Source organism: Neobacillus sp. C211 (genome assembly GCF_051842875.1).
Lineage (GTDB): Bacteria > Bacillota > Bacilli > Bacillales > Cytobacillaceae > Neobacillus.
In genome coordinates this window covers 1-19633 of sequence record NZ_JBPXRO010000027.1, presented here as the reverse complement: position 1 = coordinate 19633, position 19633 = coordinate 1, and the positions used below count along the sequence as shown (strand labels likewise).

The 19633-nt window shown below is 40.4% G+C and carries 21 protein-coding genes and 2 other annotated features (1 of these 23 cut by a window edge); all 21 genes read right to left on the bottom strand.

Going from position 1 to position 19633, the window contains the following annotated elements; translation table 11 throughout:
• Window positions 1-56: a sequence feature (ribosomal protein L10 leader region), on the bottom strand (it extends 91 nt beyond the left edge of the window).
• Window positions 57-109: 53 nt separating this feature from the next.
• Window positions 110-808: a 50S ribosomal protein L1 gene (gene rplA / locus ACSU6B_RS21675; RefSeq protein ID WP_168241499.1), complete on the bottom strand. Its 699-nt coding sequence runs from the start codon at window positions 806-808 to the stop codon at window positions 110-112.
• Between the two features lie 101 nt (window positions 809-909).
• Window positions 910-1335, bottom strand: coding sequence for a 50S ribosomal protein L11 (gene rplK / locus ACSU6B_RS21670; RefSeq protein WP_007085303.1), 426 nt, complete (start codon window positions 1333-1335; stop codon window positions 910-912).
• A 233-nt stretch (window positions 1336-1568) separates the two neighbouring features.
• On the bottom strand, window positions 1569-2105 hold the full coding sequence (gene nusG, locus ACSU6B_RS21665; protein WP_098933849.1) for a transcription termination/antitermination protein NusG: 537 nt from the start codon (window positions 2103-2105) through the stop codon (window positions 1569-1571).
• A gap of 320 nt (window positions 2106-2425) precedes the next feature.
• Complete coding sequence (gene secE / locus ACSU6B_RS21660; RefSeq protein ID WP_215009927.1) at window positions 2426-2608, bottom strand: preprotein translocase subunit SecE; 183 nt, start codon at window positions 2606-2608, stop codon at window positions 2426-2428.
• Between the two features lie 47 nt (window positions 2609-2655).
• Window positions 2656-2802: a 50S ribosomal protein L33 gene (rpmG, locus tag ACSU6B_RS21655; protein WP_088084971.1), complete on the bottom strand. Its 147-nt coding sequence runs from the start codon at window positions 2800-2802 to the stop codon at window positions 2656-2658.
• Window positions 2803-2911: 109 nt separating this feature from the next.
• Window positions 2912-3562, bottom strand: a complete 651-nt coding sequence (gene sigH / locus ACSU6B_RS21650) for an RNA polymerase sporulation sigma factor SigH (RefSeq protein ID WP_210427096.1) — start codon at window positions 3560-3562, stop codon at window positions 2912-2914.
• Between the two features lie 69 nt (window positions 3563-3631).
• Entirely contained in the window at window positions 3632-4141 is a 510-nt protein-coding gene (locus tag ACSU6B_RS21645) for an NYN domain-containing protein (RefSeq protein WP_214716663.1), read from the bottom strand.
• 2 nt (window positions 4142-4143) lie between these two features.
• Window positions 4144-4890, bottom strand: a complete 747-nt coding sequence (gene rlmB / locus ACSU6B_RS21640; protein WP_410888404.1) for a 23S rRNA (guanosine(2251)-2'-O)-methyltransferase RlmB — start codon at window positions 4888-4890, stop codon at window positions 4144-4146.
• A 1-nt stretch (window position 4891) separates the two neighbouring features.
• The gene (locus ACSU6B_RS21635) at window positions 4892-5311 is read right to left on the bottom strand and encodes a Mini-ribonuclease 3 (protein WP_410888403.1); all 420 of its coding nucleotides are present in this window, start codon (window positions 5309-5311) and stop codon (window positions 4892-4894) included.
• A gap of 3 nt (window positions 5312-5314) precedes the next feature.
• A complete protein-coding gene (gene cysS / locus ACSU6B_RS21630) occupies window positions 5315-6712 on the bottom strand; it encodes a cysteine--tRNA ligase (RefSeq protein WP_410888402.1) in 1398 nt (465 codons plus the stop codon).
• A complete protein-coding gene (cysE, locus tag ACSU6B_RS21625; RefSeq protein WP_410888401.1) occupies window positions 6693-7361 on the bottom strand; it encodes a serine O-acetyltransferase in 669 nt (222 codons plus the stop codon). Before cysE ends, cysS begins: the two co-directional genes overlap by 20 nt.
• Before the next feature lie 115 nt (window positions 7362-7476).
• Window positions 7477-7726, bottom strand: a binding site (T-box leader).
• Between the two features lie 46 nt (window positions 7727-7772).
• Window positions 7773-9230 carry a glutamate--tRNA ligase gene (gene gltX / locus ACSU6B_RS21620; RefSeq protein ID WP_410888400.1) on the bottom strand — a complete coding sequence of 486 codons (1458 nt, stop codon included), beginning with the start codon at window positions 9228-9230 and terminating at the stop codon, window positions 7773-7775.
• A 114-nt stretch (window positions 9231-9344) separates the two neighbouring features.
• On the bottom strand, window positions 9345-9827 hold the full coding sequence (gene ispF / locus ACSU6B_RS21615) for a 2-C-methyl-D-erythritol 2,4-cyclodiphosphate synthase (protein WP_088084963.1): 483 nt from the start codon (window positions 9825-9827) through the stop codon (window positions 9345-9347).
• A gap of 27 nt (window positions 9828-9854) precedes the next feature.
• The gene (gene ispD, locus ACSU6B_RS21610; protein ID WP_410888399.1) at window positions 9855-10559 is read right to left on the bottom strand and encodes a 2-C-methyl-D-erythritol 4-phosphate cytidylyltransferase; all 705 of its coding nucleotides are present in this window, start codon (window positions 10557-10559) and stop codon (window positions 9855-9857) included.
• Window positions 10560-10684: 125 nt separating this feature from the next.
• Window positions 10685-11773: a PIN/TRAM domain-containing protein gene (locus ACSU6B_RS21605; protein ID WP_215000175.1), complete on the bottom strand. Its 1089-nt coding sequence runs from the start codon at window positions 11771-11773 to the stop codon at window positions 10685-10687.
• A 205-nt stretch (window positions 11774-11978) separates the two neighbouring features.
• Window positions 11979-13052 (bottom strand): DNA integrity scanning diadenylate cyclase DisA, encoded by a 1074-nt coding sequence (disA, locus tag ACSU6B_RS21600; protein WP_410888398.1) that lies wholly within the window; start codon window positions 13050-13052, stop codon window positions 11979-11981.
• Between the two features lie 3 nt (window positions 13053-13055).
• Window positions 13056-14438, bottom strand: a complete 1383-nt coding sequence (radA, locus tag ACSU6B_RS21595) for a DNA repair protein RadA (protein WP_168241489.1) — start codon at window positions 14436-14438, stop codon at window positions 13056-13058.
• A 112-nt stretch (window positions 14439-14550) separates the two neighbouring features.
• A complete protein-coding gene (clpC, locus tag ACSU6B_RS21590) occupies window positions 14551-16992 on the bottom strand; it encodes an ATP-dependent protease ATP-binding subunit ClpC (protein ID WP_215000179.1) in 2442 nt (813 codons plus the stop codon).
• A gap of 17 nt (window positions 16993-17009) precedes the next feature.
• A complete protein-coding gene (locus tag ACSU6B_RS21585; RefSeq protein ID WP_168241487.1) occupies window positions 17010-18080 on the bottom strand; it encodes a protein arginine kinase in 1071 nt (356 codons plus the stop codon).
• Window position 18081: 1 nt separating this feature from the next.
• Window positions 18082-18630 carry a UvrB/UvrC motif-containing protein gene (locus ACSU6B_RS21580; protein ID WP_215000181.1) on the bottom strand — a complete coding sequence of 183 codons (549 nt, stop codon included), beginning with the start codon at window positions 18628-18630 and terminating at the stop codon, window positions 18082-18084.
• Between the two features lie 27 nt (window positions 18631-18657).
• Window positions 18658-19119, bottom strand: coding sequence for a CtsR family transcriptional regulator (locus ACSU6B_RS21575; protein ID WP_410888397.1), 462 nt, complete (start codon window positions 19117-19119; stop codon window positions 18658-18660).
• Between the last annotated feature and the right edge of the window lie 514 nt (window positions 19120-19633).

Sequence of the window (19633 nt, the reverse complement as noted above, 5' to 3'; positions counted from 1 at the left end):
GCAGGAAATTAAGCTGCTAGAGCACCTGCTGTCTACAGTACAAATGTTATTATTTTAAACAACAAAATAGATTATATAAAATCTATTCTAGATTGTCAATTGGTAAAATTTATTTAACTGCTACAGATGAAGGATCAACTTTAACGCCAGGTCCCATTGTTGAAGCAACAGTTACGTTCTTCATGTAAGTTCCTTTTGCAGCAGATGGCTTCACTTTTAGCATAGTTTCAAAGATAGTGTTGAAGTTTTCAACAAGCTTCTCGTTTTCGAAAGATGCTTTACCGATTGGCACGTGAATGTTACCAGACTTGTCAACGCGGTATTCAACTTTACCAGCTTTAATTTCATTAATCGCACGAGTCACATCAAATGTAACTGTACCTGTTTTAGGGTTTGGCATTAAACCTTTAGGTCCTAATACACGACCAAGTTTACCAACTTCACCCATCATGTCAGGAGTTGCTACGATTACATCAAATTCAAACCAACCTTGTTGGATTTTGTTGATGTACTCTGCATCACCTACATAATCAGCACCAGCTGCTTCTGCTTCTTTTACTTTTTCACCCTTAGCGAAAACTAGAACGCGTTGCGTTTTACCAGTTCCGTTTGGAAGTACAACTGCACCACGGATTTGTTGGTCAGCTTTCTTAGGGTCAACACCTAAACGGAATGCTACTTCTAGAGTTGCATCAAATTTAGTGAAGTTTGTTTTTTTAGCAAGATCAATCGCTTCTGCAATTGGATATGCCTTTAGGCGATCTACAAGCTTTGAAGCTTCTAAATACTTCTTACCTTTTTTAGCCATTTTTATTTCCTCCTAGATTGTGGTTTTAGCGAATTACTCTCCCACGAATAAAGGTTGCGCAGAAACGCAACCCCACTCATTCAACACGAACAGTACATGAATTAGTCTTCGATGACGATACCCATGCTGCGTGCAGTACCTTCGACCATGCGCATTGCTGCTTCAACGCTAGCTGCGTTTAGGTCAGGCATTTTTTGTTCCGCAATCTCGCGTACTGTATCACGCTTTACTGTTGCTACTTTATTACGGTTAGGTTCACCAGAACCAGACTGGATTCCAGCTGCTACTTTCAAAAGAACGGCAGCAGGAGGAGTTTTCGTAATAAATGTAAATGAACGGTCTTCAAATACCGTGATTTCAACAGGAATGATCAAACCAGCTTGATCTGCTGTACGAGCGTTAAATTCTTTACAGAATCCCATGATATTAACACCGGCTTGACCTAGTGCAGGACCAACTGGTGGCGCAGGGTTTGCTTTCCCAGCAGGAATTTGTAATTTAACGACTTTAATTACTTTTTTAGCCACGAGACACACCTCCTTAAAGTCCGTGATGTGGTAATTGGAATCCGTTAGGAATCCTCCCACTCAGGCATCTGTCTTTATCTATTGATCATAAAGAACTTGACATAAGTCTTGTCTCACAAGGAGACATACTGACCTATGAAATATTACCACTTTTTAAAAATGATTTCAAGTTTTTTTACAATATAACATTATTTTCTTTGAATATCGACGCAATTTAGGTACTTTTGCTTTTCTTAATCCAGCTTCTCGATTTGTGTGAAATCCAGTTCTACCGGGGTATCACGGCCGAACATATTGACAAGAACCTTCAGTTTCGCGCGATCTTTATCCATTTCTTCCACAGACCCAGTAAAGTTCGCAAAAGGACCTTCCTTCACACGAACTGTTTCACCAATCTCATAATTAGCATCGACGCGATTTTCGGAAACGCCCATGCGTTTTAAAATTACGACAACTTCTTCCGGAAGCAATGGAGTGGGCTTCGATCCACCACCAGATGAACCAACAAAGCCTGTTACACCCGGGGTATTCCGGACCACATACCATGAATCATCAGTCATCACAATTTCAACTAATACATAACCAGGGAACACTTTGCGCTTTACTACTTTTTTCTTGCCGTTTTTGATCTCAGTCTCTTCTTCCTCAGGGACAACTACTCTGAAAATCTTATCTGTCATACCCATCGATTCGACTCGTTTTTCTAGATTTGCTTTTACCTTATTTTCATAACCTGAGTAAGTATGTAAAACATACCAATTTTTTTCCATTTAAGAGGACTTGAACGTCCGTCCCTCCCTATTTCTTATTCAAAAACAAAAGGCGCAAGCGCCCGTTTAGCTGCGTATGGACTGGAGCACTCCAACTGAGATAAAGGAAACACGGAGAGCGTAAGCGATTCGATGTTGACTTATCGTAGGGCGGAGAGCGAAGTCCACTAGCCGCTGGGCGCTGGAGCTGGATTCAGAGAACTATTCCAAGATATCCATAATAATTATTTCATGATTTCCAAACAAACAAAAAACCCGTGAAACGGGCTTTAGATAAAAATTCCTTTATTAATCACCATTATACCATGAAAGTGGATTTATTATTCAAGAATTAAGCGAATCAATTTTGAAATCCCTAAATCTAGAACCGCAAAGAACGCTGCAAAAAAAACAACGGTCGATAGAACAGTAAGCGTTGAGCGAGTTAGTTCTCCACGTTTTGGCCAGCTAACTTTTCTCATCTCACGGAGAATATCACTGAAGAATTTAGTTATGCGCTGCATTTCTGTAACCCCCAAAATCTATAAATATCTGCAAAAATCTAAGATCATTATTTCGTTTCTCTATGAATGGTATGGGTGGTGCAGGTTTTGCAGAATTTTTTCAATTCTAATCTCTCTGTTTGTGTCTGCTTGCTGATCGTCGAATAATTTCGCGAGCCGCAATCAGCACAGGAAAGGATTACTTTTTTACTCATAGTCGACACCTTTACCCAATTTTCTATTATATCCTTAAAAATGTAACATGAGTCCTAATTATTGTCAATAACCCTTGGAAACGGTTCAATTATATGACATATTTAATCATCAAAGTGAAAATTCACGAAGTTCTAAATATCTTTCCAGCTTTCTTTTGACACGCTGCAGAGCATTATCAATTGATTTCACATGGCGGTTTAGCTCTTCAGAAATCTCTTGGTATGATTGACCATCTAAGTAGAGAGCCAATACCTTCCTTTCTAAATCACTTAATAATTCAGTCATCTTCACTTCGATATGGTCAAATTCTTCCTGATTAATAATCAGTTCCTCTGGGTCGAGAACCTTTGTTCCAGACAAAACATCCATTAATGTTCGGTCCGATTCTTCATCGTAGATTGGCTTGTCCAATGAAACGTATGAATTTAATGGGATATGCTTCTGCCTTGTGGCGGTTTTAATTGCGGTAATGATTTGACGAGTTATACAAAGCTCTGCAAATGCCTTGAAAGAGGTAAGCTTGTCCTCCCGAAAGTCACGAATTGCCTTATACAGTCCAATCATACCTTCTTGGACAATATCTTCCTTATCTGCACCGATTAAAAAATAGGACCTTGCTTTTGCACGTACAAAATTACGATACTTATGGATTAAATAATCCAATGCTTCACTATCACCTTGGTGCACTAAATCAACAATTCCTTCGTCTTCCATTATCAGGAACTGCTGGTTGATCTTTGTTCCAAAGTCCGTACTCAAAGTAGATCCCCTCCACCGAACAAGCATAGATAGTAATAGTATACATGACAATTTTTTATTAGTCCACGTTCACTTTTGTCCTCTGCGCCACTTTTCGAAAATTTCTGCCATTTCCGCACTCATCTTTATTTTAGAAACGGGTCTTTTTTCTTGAATGGTTTTCACTTTCTTTTCGATGCCTCTTTCAATCGAAGACATTTCAATGAGCAATTCACGTGCAGACTTCCTTAATGCCCCTTGTCCAAAAATAGCCCATTGCTCTGTAAAGTCGGAAGTCGCTACATGAATTTGTGTTCTTCGATTACTTAAACTAATGGCCATTTTTTCAATCCGCTCATCTGCCGTCTCATTTTCTTTCGTAAAGATAACTTCTATTTTATGATTTTTATACTTCTTTTCCGTCCCTTGTACATAATAGGCATCGAATACCACAATCACACGGAAGCCTGAATAGGCTTGGTATTCAGCCATTCTTTCCACTAAACGGTCCCGTGCAGCAGGTAAATCATGATCCTTTAAAGCTCTTAGTTCAGGCCAGGCTCCTATGATGTTGTAACCGTCCACAAGCAGGATATCCATTACTATCCCTCAAGTGTGTGTCGTTTTCGATATACCTCATACATCAGTAAAGCCGCCGCAACAGAAGCATTTAACGAGGTTACTTTACCAATCATTGGCAAATGGATGAGAAAATCACATTTATCGCGGATCAGTCTTCCCATTCCTTTTCCTTCACTGCCAATCACCAAGCCTAGTGGCAGCGTCCCGTCTAATCTTCGGTAATCATCTTTGCCTTTTGCATCTGTTCCGGCAATCCAAATACCTCGTTCCTTAAGTTCATCGATGGTTCGCGCCATATTAGTGACACGGACCACTGGGATATATTCAATCGCACCTGTCGAAGCTTTGGCAACTGTTGCAGTTAGGCCGACAGCCCGACGCTTTGGAATAATGATGCCATGAGCACCGACTGAATCGGCTGTTCTCATAATCGACCCAAGGTTATGAGGATCCTCAATTTCGTCCAGCAATAAAAAGAATGGCGGTTCATTTTTCTTTTCTGCTGCTGCAAACAAATCATCCATTTCCGCATATTGATAGGCAGCAACATAAGCAAGAACTCCTTGATGATTTTCATCCGCGATTTGGTCAATTTTTTTCTTAGGAACAAATTGAACAATCACATTTGCTTCTTTGGCTAATTGCGTAATTTGCTGCATTTGGCCACGCTGCGATCCTTCGGCAATTAATATTTTATTAATATCCCTTTCTGATTTAAGCGCTTCGATGACTGGATTTTTGCCAACAATATATTCTTGTTGTTCCATCCTAGCGTTCCTCCTTTCTTTGCTCCACATATGAAAATGCCCTGCTAATAAGCTCTTCTAAACGGTTCTTTTTACCCGTTAAATACAGATAACCCATCAATGCTTCAAATGCTGTACTATAGTGATAAGTTTGGACATCTGTATTTTTAGGAACAGTGCCTGATTTCGCATTTCTACCGCGCATAACCACCGCTAATTCTTCTTCATCAAGCAGTTTATGATCCATCATTTGAAAAAGAATTTGGCTTTGAGCCTTTGCCGACACGTAACTGGTACCGGTGCGGTGTAACTGATTCGGTCTTACCTTACCGCTATAGAGGAGGTGGCGCCTTACATAGGTTTCATAAATCGCGTCACCCATGTAGGCAAGCGCGAGACTATTCAATTGTTTAACATCCACTGTATTTTCATAATCAAGCATGAATTAGCCTCTTTTCCACCTTGTACCCTGCGGTGTATCTTCTAAAATAATATTCATTTCCTTTAGCTGATCTCTTATTTGATCAGACAATTGGAAATTACGGTCTTTTCGAGCTTGAATTCGCTTTTCAATCAGCGCATCGATTTCTTCATCGAGCATTTCTTCTTTTTCAAATGTCAGCCCTAAGACATGGAATAACTTTTCAAATTGTTTTGTAAAGGCATCAATAACTTCTACAGCTGTATTTTTCTCTAAAAGATAATAATTAGCCAGTTTTGAAAGGTCGAATAAAACGGAAATCGCTTTAGCTGTATTGAAATCATCATCCATTGCCTCAATAAATTCTTCTTGCCTTTTTGCAATACCTTCAAGCCATACCTGATTCGAATCTGTTAAGTCAGTACTCGCTTCTTTCCGATGCTTTAAGTTTTGATAAGAGGTGGTGATACGTTCAAATGCTGCTTTCGTACTCTCCAGTAATTCCTCGCTGTAATTAATCGGATTGCGGTAATGAACGGATAACATAAAAAACCGTAACACTTGCGGATTATGTTTTTTAATAATGTCATGAACAAGGACAAAGTTTCCTAATGATTTAGACATTTTTTCATTATCAATATTGATATAGCCATTGTGCATCCAGTAACGAGAAAATAATTTTCCTGACAGTGCTTCTGATTGGGCAATTTCATTTTCATGATGCGGGAAGGTCAAATCCTGTCCACCGGCATGAATGTCAATGGTTTCGCCAAGATACTTTTTCGCCATTGCCGAGCACTCAATATGCCAGCCCGGCCGGCCAAGTCCCCACGGACTCTCCCAGAAGATTTCGCCTTCCTTTGCCGCTTTCCATAAGGCAAAGTCTAAGTCGTCTTGTTTCCTATCGCCGACTTCAATTCTTGCACCTACCTGCAGGTCATCAATGGATTGATGCGATAGCTTACCATATTCATCGAATTTTCTTGTCCGGAAATAAACATCTCCTGCAGATTCATAAGCGTAGCCTTTTTCGACTAATTGACTAATAAAATCAATGATAATGTCCATGTTTTCCATTACCCGTGGATGAACATCTGCCTTTTGGCAGCCTAATGCCGTCACATCTTCAAAATAAGCATTGATAAATCGGTCCGCAATCGCCGGAACACTTTCTCCTAATTGATTGGCAGCACGAATCAATTTGTCATCGACATCGGTAAAATTGGAAACATAATGAACATCATAGCCGCGATATTCCAAATAGCGCCGAACTGTATCAAAGACGATTGCCGGACGTGCATTACCGATATGAATATAATTATAGACCGTCGGACCGCAAACATACATTTTGACTTTCCCTTTTTCGAGCGGTACGAAGGTTTCCTTTTTGCGAGTTAGTGTATTATAAAGTTGAATGGCCATTGACTTTTATCCTTTCTCCTTTTAATTCTTCGAGTTCGTGCATTAATTTATCCAGATCATTTTGCATTTCTCTTAAGCGGTCGGCAACAGGGTCTGGTAAGTCACAGTGATTCAAGTCTCTTGTAATTCTTCTACCATCCTGGATCACCACTTTCCCTGGAATCCCAACTACCGTCGAGTTAGGGGGGACTTCTATTAATACTACTGAGCCGCCGCCAATTTTGGAATTTTCTCCAATGGTTATCGAACCAAGCACCTTTGCACCTGTGGCAATCAGGACATTATCCTTAATCGTCGGATGCCGCTTTCCTTTCTCTTTACCCGTTCCACCAAGTGTTACCCCTTGATATATAGTTACATTATCCCCAATTTCGCACGTTTCCCCTATAACAACGCCCATACCATGGTCAATAAAAAATCTTCTGCCTATTTTTGCCCCAGGATGAATTTCAATTCCGGTAAAAAAGCGGCTTACTTGTGAAATAACCCTGGCTAGAAAATAGAATTTCCGATTAAAGAGTGCATGCGCGAGTCGATGTGACCAAATGGCATGCAAGCCTGAATACGTTAAGATGACTTCTAAATGACTTCTTGCCGCAGGATCTTGTTCAAAAACAACCTCAACGTCCTCCCTCAACTTCTTGAACATTACCATTCTCCCCCTTTTTATAAAGCGTAAGCCGCCCGTTTAGCGGCGTATGGACTGTTATCTAAGTTCAAAGTTATATATCTTCTTAGAAACAAAAAAGCGCCTCTGTCTTAACGACAGAGACGCTTATGCGCGGTTCCACTCTGATTAGACCGAAAAGCTCGTTTTGGTAACGGAAAGCTTAATATGGGTCTCACTCTACCTGGTAACGGATAGGTTCCGCCCATTTCTACTAGAAGTTGACTCTTTTCGAAACAGGGCTCAGAGGTGCATTTCAAAAAACGAGAGGCTTAAACCACTTTCAGCCGGTGATGGTTTTCTCTTTAAAGCATCCTTTTTTTACTTATCCTCTTCTACACTTTAGTAACTATATAATTGTTTACTCTACTATATTACATTTCTTCTCTAATGTTAACTAATAATTTTATTAATTCTCGTTTGAACCTTATTTTTACCTAAGAGTTCAATTGCCATTGGCAGGTCTGGTCCATGTGTTTGGCCTGTTACCGCCGCTCGAATTGGCATAAATAGATTTTTCCCCTTTTGACCGGTCGACTTTTGAACTGCCTTCATGGCTGCCTTTATACCATCAGCCCGGAAGCTTTCCAGTTGGTCAAGTTCATGTGAAAATGCCCTTAACACTTCTGGAACAGTTTCCCCGGTTAATATTTCCTTTGCATCTTCTTCATAGATGGCATCCTCTTGAAAGAACATATCTGATAATTCTACGATTTCAGCACCAAAGCTCATTTTTTCCTGTAAAAGAGCTACAAGTCCTTGGAGCCATTGATACTGTTCATCTGTCATGCTTTCACTTATTCGGCCTGCCTTAATTAAGTGAGGCATAGCCAGATCAACTACACGGTTCACCTCAATTTTTTTCATATATTGATTATTCATCCACAACAGCTTTTGCTTATCAAATAATGCTGGCGATTTGGATAGGCGATTCGCGTCAAATATTTCAATAAACTCGTTCTTAGAGTAAATTTCTTCTTCACCTGCCGGCGACCAGCCGAGTAGTGTAATAAAGTTAAAGAGTGCTTCTGGGATATAACCTAATTCTTCATATTGTTCAATAAACTGAATGATGGACTCATCACGCTTACTTAACTTTTTGCGGCTTTCATTGACAATCAAAGTCATGTGTCCAAAAACTGGCGGCTCCCAGCCTAATGCTTCATAGACCATCAATTGCTTTGGCGTGTTAGAAATATGATCATCGCCACGGAGCACATGAGAGATTTTCATTAAATAATCATCAATCGTTACAGCAAAGTTATAGGTTGGGGTGCCATCCTTTTTAATGATGACCCAATCACCCATCCCTTCCGATTCAAACGAAACGCTGCCTTTGACCATATCATCAAACGTATAGGTTTTCCCTTCAGGTACGAGGATGCGGATGCTTGGCTGACGGCCTTCGCTTTCAAATTGACGGCGCTGTTCATCGGTTAAATGGCGGCATTTACCGGAATACTGAGGTGTTTCTCCTCTTTCGCTCTGGGCCTCCCGCTCTGCTTCGATTTCAGCTTCTGTACAATAACATTTATAGGCATGGCCATTTGCTAATAATTGGTTGTAGTAGGTTTCATAAATATCATTACGCTCAGATTGGCGATATGGACCGTATTCGCCACCAACGTCGACACCCTCGTTCCAATCCATCCCAAGCCATTTTAAATATTTTAACTGGCTTTCTTCTCCGCCTTCAATATTCCGCTTTTTATCGGTATCTTCAATTCGGATAATAAATTTCCCGCCATGATGGCGTGCAAATAAATAATTAAATAATGCAGTACGGGCGTTTCCAATATGTAAATGTCCCGTTGGACTTGGAGCATATCTTACACGAACTTCGTTTGACATAACTATAATGCCTCCATTCTCGAAAAGCAAAAGCCCCTAGGCGCTGGAGCTAGACAGCTTTACCATATGTTTTTATCTGATTTATTGTATCATTGTGCCGTTCACTGTAAAAGGTTAATTGTTAACCTTTTTTAACAATACAACTACCTGGGAGGCAATGCCTTCCCCTCTGCCAGTGAAGCCTAGCTTCTCTGTTGTTGTCGCCTTTACATTGACTTGTTCAGGTGCTGCCTCTAGCAATTCCGCAATCCTACCGCGCATTTGCTCAATATAGGGTGCCATCTTGGGCTGTTGAGCAATAATTGTACAATCGGCATTCACAAGCTCGTACCCTTTATTTTTCACCAATTGCCATACATGCTCCATCAGCTTCGCGGAGTCAGCATCCTTAAAATTTGGATCGGTATCCGGAAAGTGTTTGCCAATATCGCCTTCCCCAATCGCACCAAGGCAGGCATCGGAGACCGTATGTAATAACACATCAGCATCCGAATGACCTAGCAAACCCCTTTCATAAGGGATTGTAATCCCACCAATGATTAGCGGACGCCCTTCTGTTAATTGATGAACATCAAAGCCCTGACCAATTCGAAACATCATTAAAAACCCCTTTTTTCCTATTGTCTAGCTACAGCGCCCCTGATCAAGGCGCTTCCGCTTTTCTATTATCGCTTCAGCAAAGAACAAGTCTTCTGGTGTCGTTAGTTTTATATTATCGTAATCGCCTTCTACTACCGCAACAGGATAGTGAAGCCGCTCAACCAAACTAGCATCATCGGTTCCCAGAAAGTGATCCTTTTCGGCCTTTTCATACGCTTCCTTAAGCAGCAAAATGCGAAAAGCTTGTGGGGTTTGAACAGCCCACAAGCTTGAACGTTCGACAGTTTCAACGACCACACCATCATTTATCTTTTTCATGGTGTCTTTTGCCGGCACTCCCAAAATGGCTGCACCTGTTTCTTCAGCCATTTCAGTTAAACGATGGATATGTTCTTTTAAGATAAAAGGACGCGCCGCATCATGCACAAGGATAATCCCGTCGGTTTCAACTAATTTAAGAGCATTATAAATGCTATCCTGACGTTCATTTCCACCCGGTACTAAGTTGATAACCTTCGTCACATGATACCGATCGAGTAACACTTGAAATTCTGGTTTATCCTGTGGGTGAATGGCTAAAATAATCCCGCTGCAAGCTTCATCCTGTTCAAACACCCTTAATGTATGGATTAGAACAGGAATACCGTTAAGTTCCAATAAAAGCTTATTTTTCCCTGCTCCCATTCTTTTTCCCTGGCCAGCTGCCGGGAGAATGACTTGGTAGGTCATATCATTACCCCACTCTATCTAATATCAAACTCTAGCTCCATAAGATTATGCTTCGGAGCGAAGCCTCGCACGAAAGAAAAGCGTTAGCTTTTCTGAGGAGCGCCTAGGCGCTTCCGCTTTTTAAGCTACAGTGCTTTTTCTAATAATTTGGGCTTGGCAAATATCATTCGTCCTGCCGATGTCTGGAGAACACTCGTTACGAGAACCTCGATTCTTTTCCCGATATATTCTCTACCTTCCTCAACCACAATCATCGTTCCGTCATCTAAATAAGCAACGCCTTGATGATATTCTTTTCCATCCTTAATTACTTGAACGGTTAATTCCTCACCAGGAAGGACAACAGGCTTAACTGCATTTGCTAAATCATTGATGTTTAACACAGATACATTTTGCAATTCACAGACTTTATTCAGATTAAAATCATTCGTGACCAAGATGCCATTGGTTATTTTAGCTAATTTAACGAGCTTTGAGTCCACTTCACTAATTTCCTCAAAGTCGCCTTCATAAATTTCTACCTTTATGGCGAGTTCCTTTTGAATTCGGTTTAATATATCCAAGCCTCTGCGGCCGCGATTTCGTTTCAACACATCGGAAGAATCGGCAATATGCTGTAATTCCTCAAGGACGAACTGTGGAATAACAATCGTTCCTTCTAAAAATCCGGTCTGACAAATATCAGCAACGCGCCCATCAATGATAACGCTCGTATCTAATATTTTCAAAGGATGATTAACTTCCTTATCATTCTCTTCATCACTGGTTTTTTTCTTATTACCGCGGTTTCCAAAAAGACCTAAAAGTTCATCTCTTTTCTTGAAGCCCACCTGAAAGCCGAGATAACCAAACAAAATGGTCAGTAATATCGGAGCCACAGCATTTAATATTGGGACTTGCACAGCATTCAGGGCAAAGCCGATTAAAAACGCAACCAACAATCCAAAGATTAGACCTACACTTCCAAAAAGGACATCTGTTACAGGAACTTTCACTAAAGAATCTTCAGCCCATTTAATAAAGTTAAAAACATAATCTACTGCCCAAAAGGTAATAAGATAAAAAATAATAGCACCTATAATAGCAGTGATATACGAGTTATTAATTAAGGGAATGTCATTGATATGAAGTAAATTGAACAATTCCGGTAATAACAAAATACCAAGCGTACCACCTATAATGAGGAAGCAAGCCTGCACAATACGTTTTAACATTCCTTCACCTCCTCTATTCATTATAAACATATTCATGGAAATGAAACCTTAATTTACGGATTATTTTTAGATTAAAAAACGTATTAAATTTAATTTGTTAGTGAAAATTAATAGGTTGAAGATTCTCCTCATAGGGTAGCATTGGAAAATTTTTGTGTCAAACAATTGGATTTTTTTAACTTTTAGGAACCTAGAATAATTGCCTTTATAGATGGCGATCGGTGTATAACCGCTCTTTAATCAATTTAAAGCCTTCCTTAATCTTTTTGGCACGAACTTCCCCGATTCCTTCCACTTCATCAAGTTCTTCCACTGTTGCGGTTATTATTTTTGAAAGCTCACCAAAACTGCTGATGAGATTTTCAATAATGATGGATGGAAGTCTTGGAATTTTATTAAGAATTCTGTAGCCGCGCGGACTTTTATTCTCATCAAGGTGCACATAGCCAAGGTATCCCATCAATTTTAATAAGACCATATCCTCAATGGTACCGCTCGTAGCCATGGACTGCATCCGTCCAATCACTTCTCTGGCCTTGATGTCTCTGTCGAAGGCATAATCTTTAATAATGAGCATGGTCTCGTCTTCGAGATCTGTTAATATTTCATTCAATTGTAAACGAATGAGACGGCCTTCTGTTCCTAACTCATGTAAATAGGTTAGAAGTTCATTCTTAATCTTTAAGACCATTTCAAAACGATGGAGAACAAGTAAAAAATCGTTATAGGTTACGGACTCCTCGAACTCTAGGATACTCAAATTGCTGATGCTTTGTTCCAAAACGGTTTTATACTTCTCAAGCGTCTGAATGGCTTGATTGGCTTTAGTTAAAATTACCGCAATATCTTTTAATGCATAGCGAAAATTCCCTTGATACAGGGTAATGACATTTCTCCTTTGGGAAATGGCAATCACTAGGGCTTTTGTTTGTTTCGCTACCCTTTCTGCTGTGCGGTGCCGCATCCCTGTTTCAGAAGAAGGTATATCGGAATCAGGGGCCAACTGGGCATTGGCAAAGAGAATTTTATTTCCTAATTCATTGAGGATGATGGCCCCGTCCATTTTTGCTAATTCATATAAAAAGCTGGGCGAAAATGGGCAGTTGATTTCAAAGCCGCCGTCAACGATACTTTTTACCTTTTCGTTAAAACCAATGACAATAAGGCCGCCTGTGTTCGCACGGAGCACATTGTCGATTCCCTCGCGAATGGGTGTACCAGGTGCAAGGAACTGTAAAACTTCACTTACGGTATGCTCACCAAGCTTTTTACTCTCCATCTGCTACCCTCCTAACGCTGCTTTTAATGCTTCGCTCACTGACTTCACACCAATGAGTTCAACTCCGTTTGGGCCCTTCCAGCCGCCAAGATTATTAGCAGGGAGAATGACTCGCTCAAATCCTAGCTTGGCCGCTTCCTGGACACGCTGCTCAATCCTTGAAACCCTTCTTACTTCACCGGTTAACCCGACCTCTCCGATAATACAATCGGTTGGTCTTGTGGGTTTATCTCTAAAGCTGGAAGCAATACTGACAGCCACGGCTAAATCAATTGCTGGTTCATCCAATTTTACGCCACCAGCAACTTTTAGGTATGCATCCTGATTCTGAAGGAGCATCCCAACCCGCTTTTCTAAAACTGCCATCAAAAGTGGCACACGGTTATGATCAATTCCAGTTGCCATTCTTCTTGGGTTACCAAAGCTAGTGGGGGAAATTAACGCTTGAATTTCAACGAGGACCGGTCTTGTCCCTTCCATCGATGCGACCACCGTTGAGCCAGCAGCACCCCGTGAACGCTCTTCTAAAAATATCTCGGAGGGATTTGCCACTTCTTCAAGACCGAATTCTTTCATTTCAAAGATTCCCATTTCATTCGTTGAACCAAAACGGTTTTTAACTGCCCGTAAAATCCGATAGGTATGATGTCTTTCTCCTTCAAAATAGAGGACGGTATCCACCATATGCTCTAACAGTCTAGGGCCGGCTATCGATCCTTCTTTCGTTACGTGTCCAACAATAAAGATCGCAATCCCTTTGGTTTTCCCTATTCTCATTAATTCCGAGGTACACTCACGCACCTGTGAGACACTCCCAGGTGCGCTTGTTACATCTGGATGAAATACAGTTTGGATAGAATCAATGATGACAAAGCTTGGATTTGTACTATCGATGGTCCGGTTAATTTCCTCAAGATTCGTTTCAGAGTAAACGAGGAGATTTTCAGAGGATATTCCTAATCGCTCCGCACGAAGCTTTGTTTGCCGTAATGATTCTTCACCAGATATGTATAAAACCTTATTTCCTTTATTCGCTAATTGCGATGATACCTGTAACAGAAGCGTTGATTTACCGATTCCAGGGTCTCCGCCAATCAGCACTAAGGATCCTTTGACCACACCCCCGCCAAGTACCCGGTTTAATTCATTTAAGTCTGTTTGAATCCTTGGTTCATTCTCCATTTCAATAGAATTGATCGGCATTGGTTTGGTTAATAGTCCTGATCCGCCTTGGGAATGGGCGAATGCCCCTCTTCTTGTTGCACCAGTTACTTCAACTTCCTCAACCATCTTATTCCATTCACCGCAGCCAGGGCATTTCCCCATCCACTTTGGAGATTCATAACCGCACTCCTGACACATAAACTTTGTCTTTCGTTTTGCCATTCTACTTCGATCCTCTCGTTGAAACATTACAAATAATTAAAAAAAGAGGCACACGGTTTAGCTTTATTCACGTGTACCTCTCATGGTATAGCAACACTAATGGATTACATTTCTATTTTACCAAACTTGTTTTCTCTTCCATTCGAACAATAAATTCTCCATTATCAACATCGATCACCGCATGCTGACCTGTTAACAATGTTCCTTTTAATAATTCTTCTGAAAGTCTGTCTTCAATATGCTTTTGAATCGCACGACGCAATGGTCTTGCCCCATACTCAGGGTCATAACCTTCCTGAGAAATTTTTTCCTTCGCTGCTAAAGTTAATTCTAAAGAAATATTTTGCTCTTTTAAGCGTTTAATTAACTGCTCTGAAAGTAAAGTTACAATCTCTTCAAGATGCTTTCTTTCCAACGCATGGAAAACAATAATTTCATCAATACGGTTCAGGAATTCAGGGCGGAAGGCTTTCTTTAATTCGCCCATTACTTTCCCCTTCATGTCTTTATAATCCTGATCGCCATCCTGAATATTAAAGCCGACATACTTGTTCCGTTTTAAGGCTTCAGCACCCACATTGGATGTCATAATCAAGACGGTATTACGGAAATCTACTGTTCTTCCTTTTGAATCAGTCAAACGGCCATCCTCTAGAACCTGCAAAAGGATATTAAATACGTCTGGATGTGCCTTTTCAATTTCATCAAGTAAAACAACGGAATATGGCTTTCTGCGAACCTTCTCTGTTAATTGTCCGCCTTCCTCATAGCCGACATATCCTGGCGGAGAACCAACTAGACGAGAGGTAGAATGCTTTTCCATATACTCGGACATGTCAATCCGAATCATCGCATCCTCGTCACCAAACATGGCTTCAGCAAGGGCACGGGCTAATTCTGTTTTCCCTACACCAGTTGGTCCTAAGAAAACGAAGGAGCCAATTGGCCGTTTTGGATCTTTTAATCCTGCTCTAGCACGGCGGACAGCCTTAGATACTGCCTTAACAGCTTCCTCCTGGCCAATCACACGAGAATGGAGAACTTCCTCTAAATTAAGCAGCTTCGTCATCTCAGTTTGAGCTAGCTTGGAAACAGGTACACCGGTCCAACTTGAAACAACACTTGCAATATCTTCAACTGTTACTTCATTGTTTTCTTTCCCTTGCTTTTCCTTCCAGCTCTTCTTTGTTTCCTCTAGTTGTTCACGCAAACGCTGCTCCGTATCCCGTAAAGAAGCCGCTTTTTCAAATTCTTGACTCTGGACTGCAGAATCTTTTTCCTTTCGTACTTCCTCAAGCTTCACTTCTAATTCTTTTAAATTAGGTGGAGTTGTAAAGGAACGAAGCCGTACCTTGGAACCTGCTTCATCGATTAGATCAATCGCTTTATCTGGCAGGAAGCGATCAGAGATATAGCGGTCTGACAGTTTAACAGCTGCCTTAATCGCTTCATCTGTAATGGAGACACGATGATGGGCTTCATAGCGGTCACGTAAACCTTCTAAAATCTGGATTGATTCTTCCGCTGTTGGTTCATCAACACGAATTGGCTGGAAACGTCGTTCTAAAGCGGCATCTTTTTCGATATATTTTCGATATTCATCAAGTGTGGTTGCTCCAATACATTGGAGTTCTCCACGAGCAAGCGATGGCTTTAAAATATTGGAAGCATCAATAGCCCCTTCTGCACCACCCGCACCAATCAATGTATGCAACTCATCGATGAAAAGAATAATATTTCCTGCTTGGCGAATTTCATCCATGACTTTTTTCAAACGATCTTCAAATTCACCACGGTATTTTGTCCCTGCTACTACTGTCCCCATATCAAGCGTCATTACTCGTTTATCACGCAGTATTTCAGGGACTTCATTATTGACAATTTGTTGGGCGAGTCCTTCTGCTATGGCTGTTTTACCTACACCAGGCTCTCCAATTAATACCGGGTTATTTTTAGTCCGTCGGCTTAATACTTCAATCACACGTTGAATTTCCTTACCGCGTCCAATAACAGGATCCAGGCTACCTTCACGGGCAATTGACGTTAGATCCCGTGCAAGGCTATCTAGCGTCGGTGTGTTAGCACTTGCTGATGCCCCGCCTTGATGCCCGCCAGACTCATTACTTCCTAATAGTTGAAGCACTTGCTGTCTTGCCTTATTTAAACTAACTCCCAAATTATTAAGTACTCGGGCAGCAACCCCTTCTCCTTCTCGGATTAAGCCAAGGAGAATATGCTCGGTCCCTACATAGGAATGTCCTAATTTTCGTGCTTCATCCATCGATAATTCAATGACCTTTTTAGCTCTTGGAGTATAGTGAATGGTTTGAGAAGCATCCTGTCCTTTGCCAATTAAATTTTCTACTTCTTTTTGGATTTTTTCAGAACCTAAACCAAGTCCATAAAGGGCTTTCGCAGCAATCCCTTCCCCTTCCCGAGTTAACCCCAATAAAATGTGCTCTGTTCCAATATTGTTATGACCAAGACGAATCGCTTCCTCTTGTGCTAAAGCTAGAACTTTCTGCGCTCTTTCAGTAAAACGGCCGAACATCATATTCTCTTCCTCCCCACCTATTTTTCTTGCTCCATTTTTATTCGTTCCCTAATTAATGCTGCCCGTCTGATGTCTCTTTCATGTGGTCTTAATGAACCCCCAGCATATTGCTGTAAGAATCCTGGCTGGGTCAGTATCATTAATTCATTTAAGATTGTCTTAGGCATTTTATCAATATAACCCATATCTATTCCAAGCCGAACATCAGATAAACATCTAGCTGCTTCTTTCGATTCAATAATTCGGCTATTAGATAACACACCTAATGATCTGAACACTCTGTCTTCTAATTGTATGTTCGAAGTTTTTCGTAATGCTTCACGGGCCGACCTTTCTTGTGAAATGAGTTGACTTACAACCCCTCTTAGGTCACGGCCAATGTCCTCTTCTGATTTACCAAGTGTGATCTGATTAGAAATTTGAAATATATTACCTAATGCTTCGCTACCTTCACCATAAATTCCTCTAACAACAAGACCTAATTGGTGAATTGCAGGAATAATTTTATTAATTTGCTGTGTTAACATTAACCCTGGCAAGTGCATCATGACCGAAGCACGGAGACCTGTTCCAACGTTTGTAGGACAACTGGTTAAATAGCCGTGTTTTTCATCAAATGCGTATTGAATATTACTTTCAAGCCAATCATCGATTTCATTCGCAGCATCCAACGCTTCAGATAATTGCAAACCTGGATACAAGCATTGAATCCGGATATGATCCTCTTCATTAATCATAATACTAACTTCTTCATTTTCGGTTAATATAACTGCCCCATATGGTGAATCTTCAGCTAGATGAGGGCTTATTAAATGTTTTTCAACTAATACTCTTTTTTGGAGCGGTTGTAATTCTTCAATTTTCAACAATTCCATTTGGCCAAACTTTTGAATAGGAGACTGTTTTAAAATTTCTTCCATATTTTCAATAATCAATTTTGCTTCTTCATGTGAAAAAAGGGTTGGAAATTTATATGCATCAAAGTTACGAGCCAAACGAATACGGGAGCTAAGGACAATATCTGAATCCGGTCCTTCCGCACTCATCCAGGAGCTGACAGCTTGATTTAGAAATCGCTCAAGCGACATGTTATTCCCCTCCCTCGTGGCTGGCTGCTAAATTTTTCTCCAACTTTCGTATTTCATCACGAATCTCTGCCGCCTTTTCAAATTCCTCATTTTGGATGGATTCCTTTAGATTACTTTTCAATTCTTCAATTTGTTTACGAAGATGGATGCCCCCACCAATTCTCTTCGGTATTTTCCCATTATGTGTCCAGTTCCCGCTATGAAGTCGTCTTAAAACTGGTATAAGTTGTTCTTTAAACGCTTCGTAACAATGGGAACATCCAAAGCGGCCTACCTTTAAAAACTGTGGAAAGGTCATTGAACAAGAAGCGCATTGAAGAATCTCCTCCTGGTGGAAGGGACTTTGGCTAGGCTTTTGAAAGTTCGGATCAATATTTAATAATCCTGCTAATAAATTATTAAAAGCAAAACCAGATTCCCCATTAAAAATGAACATTTCTCCCTTTTCCTGAGCACACTTTTCACAAAGATGCACTTCAGTCTTTTCACCATTAATGATTTTTGTAAAATGAAGCGCTGCAGGTCTTTGATTACATTCTTGGCAAATCATACTTTCACCTCTTACTCAGAAAAAAATTTATTTATATTTTAAAGATGTTAACATCGCTTTTAGCATTCTTGCTCTTAATTCATCTCGGTATGGAAGATCAATATAAAGAACGGAACGATCGATTACACTTAACATAATTTTCGCTTCCCGCTGTGAAATAATTTCTTCTTGTACGAGCCTTATAATGACATCTTCTGCACTCGTTTGACTAACCCTGCCTTGTATTAGTGAGAGCAATTGATCAATTAAATGGGCCAAGTCATGGGATTGAACCTTCATAATCCTTATATACCCGCCACCGCCCCGTTTACTCTCCACAATATATCCTCTTTCAATTGTAAAACGGGTATTGATTACATAATTTATTTGAGATGGTACACATTGAAATTTATCAGCGATTTCACTTCGTTTAATTTCAACAAGATCCTTTTCACTTAATTCCAATACTTGTTTAAGATATTTTTCAATAATATCAGAGATGTTTCTCATCTTCCCACCCCCATTCTCTGACTTTGACTATATTTGACTAAATTATACTGAATTTTTTATGTAGATGCAACGATTCACTACTAATGATTTTCTCCAAAACCCGCCATTGTGAAACGTACATTAGTTAAAATATGTAGGGGTGGGGTGGTTGAATAAAAATGAGAACACAAAAAAGACAACCTTTTTGGCTGTCTTTGATTTATATTTGGGAATGACCTTTTTATCAGTAACCTTTTGTCATTTAGAGCATTTACGATAGACATTTTCCCTGTTCACTTGTGCAGTTTTGTCCTTCGGACCCTCTCCGATAGACATTTTCCTTGTTCACTTGCGAGGTTTTGTCCTTCGGAAGCTCTCCGATAGACATTTTCCCTGTTCACTGGTGGGGTTTTGTCCTTCGGAAACCCTCCGATGGACATTTTACTCATTAACGGGCATGGTAAAACCCTAATCTTCTAACACTAAACAAGTTTCTCCTCATAGCAAAAAGACAACCATTTCTGGTTGTCTTAGA